Origin of the sequence: Pseudomonas sp. BIGb0164 (assembly GCF_024810135.1) — a bacterium.
Taxonomy (GTDB): Bacteria; Pseudomonadota; Gammaproteobacteria; order Pseudomonadales; family Pseudomonadaceae; genus Aquipseudomonas.
In genome coordinates this window covers 390,034-403,282 of sequence record NZ_JANUEA010000007.1, presented here as the reverse complement: position 1 = coordinate 403,282, position 13,249 = coordinate 390,034, and the positions used below count along the sequence as shown (strand labels likewise).

The following is a 13,249-nucleotide window of genomic DNA, read 5'->3' as shown; positions in this document are numbered from 1 at the left end:
AATACTGCCTGCAAGTCGCTTTTCGGCGTCAAAAGTTTGCTTCAAGGAAACGAGGAATACCGGTGGTGGATCGCTCTCAAATGCTCGGCACGGCCCGCAGCACCCTGACTGACCTTTCGCGAGGCAATCTGGGTGTGCCGTTGTTGTTGCTGGTGATGCTGGCAATGATGATGTTGCCGATGCCGCCGTTCCTCCTGGACGTGTTTTTCACCTTCAACATTGCGTTGTCGGTGGTGGTGCTGCTCGTCTGCGTCTACGCCTTGCGCCCTCTGGACTTTGCGGTCTTCCCGACCATCCTGCTGGTAGCGACCCTGCTGCGCCTGGCGTTGAACGTGGCGTCCACCCGGGTGGTCATGCTGCACGGCCAGGACGGCCACGCCGCCGCCGGTAAGGTGATCCAGGCCTTCGGTGAGGTGGTGATCGGCGGCAACTACGTGGTCGGTATCGTGGTGTTCGCGATCCTCATGATCATCAACTTCGTGGTGGTCACCAAGGGTGCCGGGCGGATCTCCGAGGTGAGCGCGCGGTTTACCCTCGACGCCATGCCCGGCAAACAGATGGCCATCGACGCCGACCTCAACGCCGGCCTGATCGATCAGAACCAAGCCAAGGCCCGCCGCCTGGAAGTGGCCCAAGAGGCCGAGTTCTACGGTTCGATGGACGGTGCCAGCAAATTCGTACGCGGGGACGCCATTGCCGGCCTGTTGATTCTGTTCATCAACCTGATCGGCGGTATGGCGGTCGGCATCTTCCAGCACGGCATGACCTTCGGCGATGCGGGCAAGGTGTACGCCTTGCTGACCATCGGTGACGGTTTAGTGGCGCAATTGCCATCACTGTTGTTATCCACAGCAGCGGCGATCATGGTGACCCGTGCTTCGGGCTCCGAAGACATGGGCAAGCAGATCAGCCGCCAGATGTTCGCCTCCCCCAAGGCGTTGGCCGTGGCGGCCGGCATCATGGCGATCATGGGCATCGTGCCGGGCATGCCCCACGTGTCGTTTCTCAGCATGGCGGCCATGGCCGCTGGTGGTGCTTACCTGTTCTGGCGCAAGCAAAACCAGGTCAAGGTGCTGGCCCAGCAGGAAATCGCCCGTCAGCAGGATTTGCTGCCTTCCCCGGCCCGCGCCCAGGAAACCAAAGAGTTGGGCTGGGATGACGTGACCCCGATCGACATGATCGGCCTGGAAGTGGGCTACCGCCTGATTCCGCTGGTGGACCGCAATCAGGGCGGCCAACTGCTTGCGCGGATCAAGGGCGTGCGCAAGAAGCTGTCGCAAGACCTGGGCTTTTTGATGCCCACCGTGCACATCCGCGACAACCTCGACCTGGCCCCCAGCGCCTACCGCTTGACCCTGATGGGGGTGATCCTCGCCGAAGCGGAGATCTACCCGGACCGCGAGTTGGCGATCAACCCCGGCCAGGTGTTCGGTTCGCTCAACGGCATCACCGCCAAAGATCCGGCTTTTGGCCTTGACGCGGTGTGGATCGAAGTCAGCCAGCGCAGCCAGGCCCAGTCCCTCGGTTATACCGTGGTAGACGCCAGCACGGTGGTCGCGACCCACCTCAACCAGATCCTCTACAAGCACTCCCACGAACTGATCGGCCACGAAGAAGTCCAGCAATTGATGGGGTTGCTGGGCAAAGCCTCGCCAAAACTCGCCGAAGAGCTGGTGCCGGGTGTGCTGTCGCTGTCGCAATTGCTCAAGGTGCTGCAGGCGCTGCTGGCCGAACAGGTGCCGGTGCGCGATATCCGCAGCATTGCCGAGGCCATCGCCAACAATGCCGCCAAGAGTCAAGATACTGCCGCCCTGGTGGCCGCAGTGCGCGTCGGATTGTCGCGTGCAATCGTGCAAAGCATTGTAGGGATTGACTCCGAGCTGCCTGTGATCACCTTGGAACCAAGGTTGGAACAAATATTGCTCAATAGTATTCAGAAGGCAGGACAAGGCCAGGAAGAGGGCGTTCTGCTGGAGCCAAGCATGGCTGAGAAGCTGCAGCGTTCGTTGATCGAAGCCGCGCAGCGCCAGGAGATGGCAGGCCAGCCGATCATTCTGCTGGTGGCCGGCCCCGTCCGCGCGATGTTGTCGCGATTTGGGCGCCTGGCAGTACCGAATTTGCACGTTTTGGCTTATCAGGAAATTCCTGACAACAAGCAAGTGACTATCGTCGCGACAGTAGGGCCCAACGGCTGAGGGTAGTGGGTTATGCAAGTGAAGCGTTTTTTCGCCGCCGATATGCGTCAGGCCATGAAACTGGTTCGTGATGAGCTGGGCGCCGACGCCGCGATTATCGGAAACCGCCGCATCGCCGGTGGTGTCGAGCTGACGGCTGCCCTGGATTACACCCCCCAGGCGCTGGCGCCGCGCGTGCCGAACATGGAACTCGAAGACGAGCTGCGCAAGACCGCCTCGCGCATTGTCTCGGCCCAGGCCGAGCTGAGCATGCGTGGCGACAGCGATGCCACCACCAACCGCCAGCTGTTCGCCGGCCTGCCGCTGACCGCTGCCGAGCCGCTGGTAGAGCCGACCTTCAAAGAGCCACCGCGTCCTGCTGCGCCAGCCCCGGCGCCGGCAGTCGACCCGCGTGTGTTTGACTCGATGCGTTTTGAACTCAATGGCCTGCGTGAGCTGCTGGAAGTCCAGCTGGGCTCCCTGGCCTGGACCCAGTTGCAAGGCAGCAAGCCGCAACAGGCCAACCTGTGGCGCCGCCTGCAACGTATCGGCTTGTCCGGCCCGTTGTCCCGCGACCTGCTGGCCCTGACCGCCGAAGTCGAAGAACCTCGCCAGGCCTGGCGCATGTTGCTGGCCCACCTGGCGCGCATGATCGTCACCCCGGAAATCGAGCCCCTGGAAGAGGGCGGTGTGATCGCCATGGTCGGCCCTGCCGGCATGGGCAAGACCACCACCCTGGCCAAACTGGCCGCGCGTTACGTGCTCAAGTACGGCGCGCAGAACATCGCGCTGGTGAGCATGGACAGCTACCGTATTGGTGCCCAGGAGCAGCTCAAGACCCTGGGGCGTATCCTCAATGTGTCGGTGACCCACGTCGACCCGGGCCAGTCCCTGGCCAACGCCCTCGACCCACTGCTGCGCAAGCGCGTGGTATTGATCGATACCGCTGGCCTGCAAGCCAGCGACCCGGCGTTGCGCATGCAGCTGGAAAGCCTGGCCGGGCGTGGCATCAAGTCGAAGAATTACCTGGTGCTTGCAACCACTAGCCAGAAACAGGTTCTTACCGCTGCGTATCATAGCTACAAGCGCTGCGGCCTGGCCGGTTGCATCCTGACTAAACTCGATGAAACGGCGAGTCTGGGCGAGGTGTTGAGCCTGGCCATCAGCCACGAATTGCCGGTTGCCTACCTGACCGACGGGCCGCGGATCCCGGATGATCTGCATCTGCCGCGCCGTCATCAGCTGGTCAGCCGTGCAGTCAGCGTGCAAATGCAAGAAGAGCCTAGCGAGGAAGCGATGGCCGATATGTTCGCTGACCTTTACCACAACCCGGCAAAACGGGTCGGTTGAGGGCAGCATGAACACCGTGAAATGTATCTACATCGATGGTCTGCAAGCGATTCACGCGGCCAAGCCATGTAGCCTGCGTCTAAGCAAGACAAGGTAAAGAAATAAAATGGGCAGCATGCATCCCGTACAGGTGATCGCGGTGACCGGCGGCAAAGGTGGCGTCGGGAAAACTAACGTGTCAGTGAATTTGTCCCTGGCCCTGGCAGAGCTTGGCCGTCGCGTCATGCTGCTGGATGCTGACCTGGGGTTGGCGAACGTCGACGTTCTGCTGGGGCTGACACCCAAACACACCCTCGCCGATGTGATCGAAGGCCGTTGTGAGCTGCGCGATGTGCTGCTCCAGGGCCCCGGTGGCATTCGGATCGTGCCGGCGGCCTCGGGCACCCAGAGCATGGTGCACCTGAGCCCGGCGCAGCATGCCGGCCTGATCCAGGCCTTCAGCGATATCGGCGACAACCTCGACGTGCTGGTGATCGACACCGCCGCCGGGATCGGCGAGTCCGTGGTCAGCTTCGTGCGCGCAGCGCAAGAAGTGCTGCTGGTGGTCTGCGACGAACCCACCTCGATCACCGACGCCTACGCCCTGATCAAACTGCTTAACCGTGACTACGGCATGAACCGCTTCCGCGTGCTGGCCAACATGGCCCAAAGCCCGCAGGAAGGGCGAAACCTGTTCGCCAAGTTGACCAAGGTCACGGATCGCTTCCTCGATGTCGCCTTACAATACGTCGGCGCAGTTCCTTATGACGAGTGTGTGCGCAAGGCCGTGCAAAAGCAGCGTGCGGTCTATGAAGCGTTCCCTCGTTCGAAGTGCGCACTGGCGTTCAAGGCCATTGCCCAGAAGGTCGATACCTGGCCGTTGCCCGCCAACCCACGGGGGCATCTGGAGTTTTTCGTCGAGCGATTGGTGCATCAGACGAGCGCAGGACCCGTGCTATGACAGCGACTGGCTACAACGCGTACAAGAAGTCTGCCCGTGACAGCCAGGGCGAGTTGATCGAGCGCTACGCGCCGTTGGTCAAGCGTATCGCCTATCACCTGCTGGCACGCCTGCCGGCCAGCGTCCAGGTCGAAGACCTGATCCAGGCCGGCATGATCGGCCTGCTCGAAGTGTCGACCAAATACGACGCGAGCAAGGGTGCAAGTTTCGAGACGTATGCGGGTATCCGTATTCGTGGCGCAATGCTCGATGAAGTGCGCAAAGGCGATTGGGCACCGCGTTCGGTGCACCGCAATACGCGCATGGTCAGTGATGCAATTCGCGCAATTGAAGCAAAAACCGGTCGTGACGCTAAAGATCATGAAGTTGCGGCCGAACTCCAATTGAGTCTCGATGATTACTACGGGATTTTGAACGATACCTTGGGCAGCCGCCTGTTCAGTTTCGACGACCTGTTGCAGGACGGCGAACACGAAGGGCTGCACGAGGACGGCGCGAGTGCACATCTGGAGCCGTCGCGTGACCTGGAAGATGAACGCTTCCAGGGTGCGTTGGCGGACGCGATCGCCAATTTGCCGGAGCGTGAGCGACTGGTGTTGGCGCTGTACTACGACGAAGAGCTGAACCTCAAGGAAATCGGTGAGGTCCTGGGGGTCAGCGAATCGCGTGTCAGCCAGCTGCACAGCCAGTGCGCAGCCCGCTTGCGGGGGCGATTGGGAGAGTGGCGCGCGCGCTGACAGGCAGTGTGGGGACACTGCAGACGCTACCGTGAAAGCCAACGCTTTCGCGGGTTCGTACCGTGGTGCCCTGGGCAGTCCTTTTTGTGTAACGCCTGTTGATTGAAATGGCGCGTCCAGGTGCTGGGCGCGTTTAAGACTGCTTGGAGGTCGAATTGGACAAGAACATGAAAATCCTCATCGTTGATGACTTCTCAACGATGCGGCGGATCATAAAAAACCTGTTGCGTGACCTTGGGTTCACAAACACGGTCGAGGCGGATGACGGCATTACAGCGATTCCGATCCTCAACAGCGGGAGCATCGACTTTCTGGTAACCGACTGGAACATGCCGGGCATGACCGGTATCGATTTGCTGCGCCACGTGCGTGCTGATGAAAAACTGCGCAGCCTGCCTGTGCTGATGGTGACCGCCGAAGCCAAGCGTGAGCAGATCATCGAAGCCGCCCAAGCCGGGGTGAACGGTTACGTGGTCAAGCCATTCACTGCGCTGGCCTTGAAAGAGAAGATCGAGAAAATCTTCGAACGCATCGGTCATTGATGCTGCCACGGGGGAGCTATGGAGCATAAAGAAACGTCACAGGGAGACTTCGAGTCGACCCTGAAAAAGCATGCTCACCAGTTGGTCGACAGCCTTGAAAAAGGCCAGTTCGGCGACGCGGTGCAGTTAATCCATGAGCTCAACCAGACCCGTGACCGCGGCCTGTACCAGGAAGTGGGCAAGCTCACGCGCGAGCTGCACAGTGCGATCGTCAATTTCCAGATTGACCCGCACATGCCCCAGGCCGAAGAGATTTCGCAAATCACCGATGCCACCGAACGCCTGTCCTACGTGGTCAGGCTGACCGAGGCGGCGGCCAACCGCACCATGGACCTGGTGGAGAACGCCACGCCCCTGGTCAATGGCATGGCCAATGAAGCCCAGGCCCTCAGCGTTGACTGGGGCCGCTTCATGCGTCGGGAAGTGGGCGCGGAGGAGTTTCGTGAATTGGCGCGTCGGGTCGACGGCTTTCTGTCGCGCAGCGAGCAGGAAAACCGCACGGTTTCCAGCAACCTCAACGACATTCTGCTGGCCCAGGATTACCAGGACCTCACCGGCCAGGTGATCAAGCGTGTGACCCAATTGGTCACCGAAGTGGAAAGCAACTTGCTCAAATTGGTGCTTATGGCAGGCCAGGTTGACCGCTTTGCCGGTATCGAACATGACCGCGCAGCGATCCTCTCGGAAAAAGATCCACAAAAACATCTCGCCAAGGGTGAAGGTCCGCAGATTCATGCCGATAAACGTGAAGACGTTGTATCGGGTCAAGATGATGTTGATGACCTGTTATCCAGTTTAGGCTTCTAAGGAGCACCCACATGAGCTTCGGCGCCGATGAAGAAATCCTTCAGGATTTCCTTGTAGAGGCCGGCGAAATTTTAGAGCAGTTGTCCGAGCAACTGGTCGAGCTGGAAAGCCGACCGGATGATGCGAACCTGCTCAATGCAATTTTTCGCGGTTTTCACACTGTAAAAGGGGGCGCCGGCTTCCTCCAGCTCCATGAGCTGGTGGAGTGCTGCCACATCGCCGAGAACGTGTTCGACATCCTGCGCAAGGGTGAGCGTCACGTTGACTCGGAATTGATGGACGTGATTCTCGAAGCACTGGATGCGGTCAACGGCATGTTCAGCGAAGTGCGCGACCGTGCACCGATCACTGCCGCCACCCCGGAACTGCTGGCAGCCCTGGCGCGCCTGGCAGAGCCTGCCGACACCTCGGCCGCACCCGTTGCGGCTGCGGCGCCCGAGCCTGTGGTGGAAGCCGAGCCGGATGTGACGGACAGCGAGTTCGAACAGCTGCTCAACTCCCTCAGTGCCGTCAAGGCCGAGGCTGAGGCCCCGGCTGCTCCGGCGGCTGAAGTCGCGGCACCGACCAGCGAAGACATCACCGACGCCGAGTTCGAGTCACTGCTCGACCAGTTGCACGGCAAAGGCCAGTTCGCCGCCGACGCCGTGGCGCCTGCCGCCGCGCCTGAAGCGCCGGCTGCGTCAGCCAACACCGACATTACCGACGACGAATTCGAAGCGTTGCTCGACCAACTGCACGGCAAGGGCACCTTTGTGGCCGACGCCTTGCCGGAAGTCGCCGCAACCGCCGCCGCGCCGGCCGCCAGTGCCGCGCCGGCCGCCAGTGCCGCGCCGGCCGACGACGGGCTGATTTCCGATCACGAATTCGAGTCTCTGCTCGACGAGTTGCACGGCAAAGGCAAGTTCTCCGAAGTGGCCCCGGCCGCTGCGGTGGCGACGGCTGCACCGGTGGCCGCCAAAGCCGCCGCGCCCGCCGCCAAGCCAGCCCCGGCCCCTGCAGCCGCTGCTGCACCAGCGCCTGCACGGGCGGCCGCCGCACCGGTGGCCGACAAGCCTGTCAGTGAAGCCGAAACCACCGTGCGGGTTGATACCGCGCGCCTGGACGACATCATGAACATGGTCGGCGAGCTGGTGCTGGTGCGTAACCGCCTGGTGCGTCTGGGCCTGAGCAGTGGCGATGAAGCCATGCAAAAGGCCGTGTCGAACCTTGATGTGGTCACCGCCGACCTGCAGACCGCCGTGATGAAGACGCGCATGCAGCCGATCAAGAAAGTCTTCGGCCGCTTCCCGCGTCTGGTTCGCGACCTGGCGCGCCAGCTCAAGAAAGAAATCAACCTGGAACTGGTGGGTGAAGAAACCGACCTCGACAAAAACCTGGTCGAGGCCCTGGCCGACCCGCTGGTCCACTTGGTGCGCAACGCTGTCGACCATGGCGTGGAAACCCCGGAAGAGCGCGAAGCCGCAGGCAAGTCGCGCAACGGCAAGGTGGTCCTGGCCGCCGAGCAGGAAGGCGACCACATCCTGCTGTCGATTACCGACGACGGCAAGGGCATGGACCCGACCATTTTGCGCAATATCGCGGTCAAGCGTGGCGTGATGGACAAGGACGCCGCCGACCGCCTGACCGACACCGAGTGCTACAACCTGATCTTCGCCCCGGGCTTCTCGACCAAGACCGAGATCTCCGACGTGTCCGGCCGTGGCGTGGGCATGGACGTGGTGAAGACCAAGATCAGCCAGCTCAATGGCTCGATCAACATTTACTCGACCAAGGGCCAGGGCTCGAAGATCGTGATCAAGGTGCCGTTGACCTTGGCGATCATGCCGACCCTGATGGTGATGCTGGGCAACCAGGCGTTCGCCTTCCCGCTGGTCAACGTCAACGAGATCTTCCACCTCGACCTGTCGCGCACCAACGTGGTGGACGGCCAGGAAGTGGTAATCGTGCGCGACAAGGCGTTGCCACTGTTCTACCTCAAGCGCTGGCTGGTGGCATCGGCCAAGCATGAAGAGCAGCGCGAAGGCCATGTGGTGATTCTCTCCGTGGGCACCCAGCGTATCGGCTTTGTGGTCGATCAACTGGTGGGCCAGGAAGAAGTGGTCATCAAGCCTTTGGGCAAAATGCTGCAGGGAACCCCGGGCATGTCGGGTGCGACCATCACCGGTGACGGCCGGATCGCGCTGATTCTCGATGTTCCGAGCATGCTCAAGCGTTACGCCGCTCGGCGTATTTGATTCTGGTGGGGCAGGGCGGTATTGCCCGCCCCGCCTAACGGAGTGTTTATGGCAGTCAAGGTCCTGGTGGTGGACGATTCGGGTTTCTTCCGCCGCCGCGTCTCGGAAATTCTTTCCGCCGATCCAACGATCCAGGTGGTCGGCACGGCCACCAACGGCAAAGAGGCGATTGATCAAGCCATTGCGTTGAAGCCGGACGTGATCACCATGGACTACGAGATGCCGATGATGGATGGCATCACCGCAGTCCGGCACATCATGCAGCGCTGCCCGACCCCGGTGTTGATGTTCTCCTCGCTGACCCACGAAGGCGCCCGGGTCACCCTGGATGCGCTGGACGCCGGCGCGGTGGACTTCCTGCCGAAGAACTTCGAAGACATCTCGCGCAACCCCGAGAAGGTCAAGCAGATGCTGTGCGAGAAGGTGCACAGCATTTCCCGCAGTAACCGTCGCAGCCTGTTCAGCACCCCGGCGCCAACGCCGACACCGGCTCCCGCAGCGGCCCCGACCAGTTCGTTCGGGCGTCCTGCGCCGGCACCGGTTGCGCGCCCTGTGGCGCCTGCGCCGGTGCGGGCTGCTGCGCCGGCTGCCGCTCATTCGCCTGCGCCCAAGCGCAAAGCCTACAAGCTGGTGGCCATCGGCACGTCCACGGGCGGCCCGGTTGCCCTGCAACGTGTGCTGACCCAACTGCCGGCCAACTTCCCGGCACCGATCGTGCTGGTGCAACACATGCCGGCTGCGTTCACCAAGGCCTTCGCCGAGCGCCTGGACAAGCTGTGCCGCATCAGCGTCAAGGAAGCCGAGGATGGCGACATCCTGCGTCCTGGCCTGGCGCTGCTGGCCCCGGGCGGCAAGCAGATGATGGTGGACGGCCGTGGCGCGATCAAAATCCTGCCAGGTGATGAGCGCCTCAACTACAAACCGTGCGTGGATATCACCTTCGGTTCGGCAGCCAAGTCCTACGGCGACAAAGTTCTGGCGGTGGTGCTCACCGGCATGGGCGCCGACGGCCGCGAAGGCGCGCGCCTGCTCAAGCAGGGCGGCAGCGCCATCTGGGCCCAGGACGAAGCCAGCTGCGTGATCTATGGCATGCCCATGGCCATCGTCAAGGCTGACCTGGCCGATGCGGTCTACAGTCTGGACGACATCGGCAAGCATCTGGTGGAGGCCTGCCTCTGATGGATGTCTTGAGCCTGATCGGCATCATCATGGCGTTCGTCGCGATCATCGGCGGCAACTACCTCGAAGGCGGCCACCTCGGCGCCTTGGCCAACGGCCCGGCCGCGCTGATCGTGATCGGCGGCACCGTGGGCGCGGCACTGTTGCAATCGCCCCTGAGCTCGTTCAAGCGCGCCATGCAGATCCTGGTGTGGATCATCTTCCCACCCCGCGTTGACCTGCCAGGCGGCATCGACCGCGTGGTCAACTGGAGCCTCACCGCGCGCAAGGAAGGCCTGCTGGGCCTCGAAGGCGTGGCCGATGCGGAGCCCGACAGCTACGCGCGCAAAGGCCTGCAGTTGCTGGTGGACGGCGCCGAACCGGAAGCGATCCGCAGCATCCTGGAAGTGGATTTCTACACCCAGGAAAGCCGCGACATCAACGCCGCCAAAGTCTTTGAAAGCATGGGCGGCTATGCGCCGACCATCGGCATCATCGGTGCAGTGATGGGCCTGATCCACGTGATGGGCAACCTGGCCGACCCTTCGCAACTGGGCAGTGGCATTGCCGTGGCGTTTGTCGCCACCATCTACGGTGTGGCCAGTGCCAACCTGGTGTTGTTGCCGGTGGCGAGCAAGCTCAAGTCGATTGCCATGCGCCAGTCGCGTTATCGCGAGATGTTGCTCGAAGGTATTTTGTCGATTGCCGAAGGTGAAAACCCGCGCTCCATCGAATTGAAGCTCCAGGGCTTCATGGATTGATGGGGGGTATCGACTATGAGCCGTCGCCGTCGCGAACCTGAAGAACACGTCAACCACGAGCGGTGGCTGGTGTCCTATGCGGACTTCATCACCTTGCTGTTCGCGTTTTTTGTGGTGATGTATTCCATTTCGTCGATTAACGAAGGCAAGTACAAAGTCATTTCCCAGGCGCTGATCGGCGTGTTCAACGATGCCGACCGCGCCCTCAAGCCGATACCCATTGGTGAAGAACGGCCCAAGACTGTGACCCCGGCCAAGCCGCTGGTCAACGACAGCGACGAAACCGCAGCCGGTGTGGGTGGCACCAGCGACCCGCTGAAAAGCATCGCCGATGACATCAGCGCCGCCTTTGGCGACCTGATCAGCTCCAACCAGATGACCGTGCGCGGCAATGAGTTGTGGGTGGAGATCGAACTCAATTCCAGCCTGTTGTTCGCCAGTGCCGACGCGATGCCCAGCGACCAGGCGTTCACCATCATCGACAAGGTGGCGGCGATCCTCAAGCCGTTCGAAAACCCGATCCATGTGGAAGGCTTTACCGACAATTTCCCCATCAACACCGCGCAGTACCCGACCAACTGGGAGCTGTCCTCGGCGCGTGCGGCAAGCATCGTGCGCATGCTCGCGATGCAGGGGGTGAACCCGGGGCGCCTGGCGTCGGTGGGCTATGGTGAGTTCCAGCCGGTGGCCAATAACGCCACGGCCGAGGGCCGTGCGAAGAACCGCCGCGTGGTGCTGGTGGTGTCGCGCAACCTGGATGTGCGCCGCAGTCTGACGGGCACGGGAACGGCAAATGCGACACCGGATGCGGCGTTGAAGCGGGCTGGCACACAAACTGCACCGGCCCCTGCAAAGCCGCCGGTTCGTTCGGGCAACGTCAATTCTCCGTCACCGGCTCAATAACCCTATGCAATGTCTCGGTCGCGCCTGTGCCCACCGGGAGGAACCAACCGAATGAGAGTCTGGGCAGTTGCCAATCAAAAAGGTGGGGTCGGCAAGACCACCACCTCCATCGCCTTAGCCGGCTTGCTGGCCGAGGCGGGCAAGCGTGTGGTTGTGGTCGACCTGGACCCCCACGGCTCCATGACCAGCTATTTCGGCTACGACCCGGATGCGCTGGAACACAGCAACTACGACCTGTTCCTGCACAAGGGCAGCGTACCGGCCGACTTGCCGGGGCAACTGCTGCTGCCCACCAGCAACGAAAGCATTTCCCTGCTGCCGTCCAGCACCGCCCTGGCCACCCTTGAGCGCCAGTCGCCGGGGCAGAGCGGCCTGGGCCTGGTGATCGCCAAGACCCTGGCGCAATTGTGGCAGGACTTCGACTACGCAATCATCGACAGCCCGCCGTTGCTGGGCGTGTTGATGGTCAACGCCTTGGCAGCCAGCCAGCAGTTGGTGATCCCGGTGCAGACCGAGCACCTGGCCGTCAAAGGCCTGGAACGCATGGTCAGCACCCTGGCGATGATCAACCGCTCGCGCAAGCAGGCGCTGCCGTTCAGCATCGTGCCGACCTTGTTCGACCGCCGCACCCAGGCGTCCCTCGGTACGCTGCGCGTGTTGCGCGATGCCTACCCGGACACCATCTGGAACGGCTACATCCCGGTGGACACGCGCCTGCGTGACGCCAGCCGCGCAGGCCTCGCGCCGTCGCAGTTCGACCCGAAAAGCCGTGGCGTGCTGGCCTACCGAGCGTTGCTCAAGCACCTGCTGTCCCAGCAGCTTGTGGCGCAGGTGGCGTGATGAACCGTCCCGTCGAACTCAAGACCCGGCCGCAACTGGCGCTGGAATCCTATCTGGATGCCTTGCTGCAGGATGCGACCGCGGAAGAACTGCCCGAACCGATCCTGGTGCTGGAGCCGGCCGTCGAACCAGACAGCACGTTGGATGAATTCCAGCTGGCCGTGCTGGAAGAACAAGCGCGTGACGCTCAGGTGGTTGTCGCCCCGGTCGTGGTGCCGATCGTCCCCGTGGTGGTGGCGCCGGTAGCGCCCGTGGTGGTCGAGCCCGTGGTCGAGGTGCACCTGCCGCCGAGCATCACACCGCCACCGGTGACGGGCGACGACCGACCGTCCTGGGCCGCCGAGCCGTTCGAGTGCCTGCTGTTCGATGTCGCGGGCCTGACCCTGGCCGTGCCGCTGGTGTGCCTGGGTTCGATCTATTCGCTGGAAGGCCAGGAACTGACACCGCTGTTCGGGCAACCGGAGTGGTTCCTTGGCATCCTGCCGAGCCAGGCGGGCAACTTGAAAGTCCTCGATACCGCGCGTTGGGTCATGCCCGACCGCTACCGCGATGACTTCCGCCAGGGCTTGCAGTACGTGATCTCGGTGCAGGGCTACGAGTGGGGGCTGGCGGTGCATCAAGTCAGCCGCTCGTTGCGCCTGGACCCGAACGAAATCAAATGGCGCAGCCACCGGGGCCAACGGCCGTGGCTGGCGGGCACCGTGATCGAACACATGTGCGCGTTGCTTGACGTCGCCGAGCTGGCCGAGCTGATCGCCAGCGGCGCCGTCAAGTCGATGCCACTGAACAAACACAGTTGATTG

12 protein-coding genes are annotated in these 13,249 nt (G+C 62.3%); all 12 read left to right on the top strand.

Translation table 11 applies throughout. From position 1 onward, the window contains the following. Positions 1-80 precede the first annotated feature (80 nt). The 12 genes from flhA to M2394_RS20495 all read left to right on the top strand — a co-directional run bounded on the left by flhA (position 81) and on the right by M2394_RS20495 (position 13,246). A complete protein-coding gene (gene flhA / locus M2394_RS20550; protein ID WP_218172831.1) occupies positions 81-2,195 on the top strand; it encodes a flagellar biosynthesis protein FlhA in 2,115 nt (704 codons plus the stop codon). 12 nt (positions 2,196-2,207) lie between these two features. Continuing rightward, positions 2,208-3,524 (top strand): flagellar biosynthesis protein FlhF, encoded by a 1,317-nt coding sequence (flhF, locus tag M2394_RS20545; protein ID WP_178925710.1) that lies wholly within the window; start codon positions 2,208-2,210, stop codon positions 3,522-3,524. 106 nt (positions 3,525-3,630) lie between these two features. Next, positions 3,631-4,464: a flagellar synthesis regulator FleN gene (fleN, locus tag M2394_RS20540; protein WP_003192912.1), complete on the top strand. Its 834-nt coding sequence runs from the start codon at positions 3,631-3,633 to the stop codon at positions 4,462-4,464. Next, positions 4,461-5,201, top strand: a complete 741-nt coding sequence (fliA, locus tag M2394_RS20535; RefSeq protein WP_135292003.1) for an RNA polymerase sigma factor FliA — start codon at positions 4,461-4,463, stop codon at positions 5,199-5,201. The genes fleN and fliA overlap by 4 nt, the downstream gene beginning before the upstream one ends. Positions 5,202-5,368: 167 nt before the next feature. After that, entirely contained in the window at positions 5,369-5,743 is a 375-nt protein-coding gene (locus M2394_RS20530; protein ID WP_005790040.1) for a chemotaxis response regulator CheY, read from the top strand. An 18-nt stretch (positions 5,744-5,761) separates the two neighbouring features. Beyond that, complete coding sequence (locus M2394_RS20525) at positions 5,762-6,550, top strand: protein phosphatase CheZ (protein WP_176999075.1); 789 nt, start codon at positions 5,762-5,764, stop codon at positions 6,548-6,550. 11 nt (positions 6,551-6,561) lie between these two features. Beyond that, on the top strand, positions 6,562-8,784 hold the full coding sequence (locus M2394_RS20520; protein ID WP_259174251.1) for a chemotaxis protein CheA: 2,223 nt from the start codon (positions 6,562-6,564) through the stop codon (positions 8,782-8,784). A 48-nt stretch (positions 8,785-8,832) separates the two neighbouring features. After that, entirely contained in the window at positions 8,833-9,963 is a 1,131-nt protein-coding gene (locus M2394_RS20515) for a chemotaxis response regulator protein-glutamate methylesterase (protein WP_178925712.1), read from the top strand. After that, positions 9,963-10,703: a flagellar motor protein gene (locus M2394_RS20510; protein WP_010208778.1), complete on the top strand. Its 741-nt coding sequence runs from the start codon at positions 9,963-9,965 to the stop codon at positions 10,701-10,703. Before M2394_RS20515 ends, M2394_RS20510 begins: the two co-directional genes overlap by 1 nt. A gap of 15 nt (positions 10,704-10,718) precedes the next feature. After that, positions 10,719-11,606: a flagellar motor protein MotD gene (gene motD, locus M2394_RS20505; protein WP_178925713.1), complete on the top strand. Its 888-nt coding sequence runs from the start codon at positions 10,719-10,721 to the stop codon at positions 11,604-11,606. A gap of 51 nt (positions 11,607-11,657) precedes the next feature. Further along, on the top strand, positions 11,658-12,446 hold the full coding sequence (locus M2394_RS20500) for a ParA family protein (RefSeq protein WP_016976611.1): 789 nt from the start codon (positions 11,658-11,660) through the stop codon (positions 12,444-12,446). After that, the gene (locus M2394_RS20495; RefSeq protein ID WP_178925714.1) at positions 12,446-13,246 is read left to right on the top strand and encodes a CheW domain-containing protein; all 801 of its coding nucleotides are present in this window, start codon (positions 12,446-12,448) and stop codon (positions 13,244-13,246) included. Before M2394_RS20500 ends, M2394_RS20495 begins: the two co-directional genes overlap by 1 nt. Positions 13,247-13,249 lie beyond the last annotated feature (3 nt).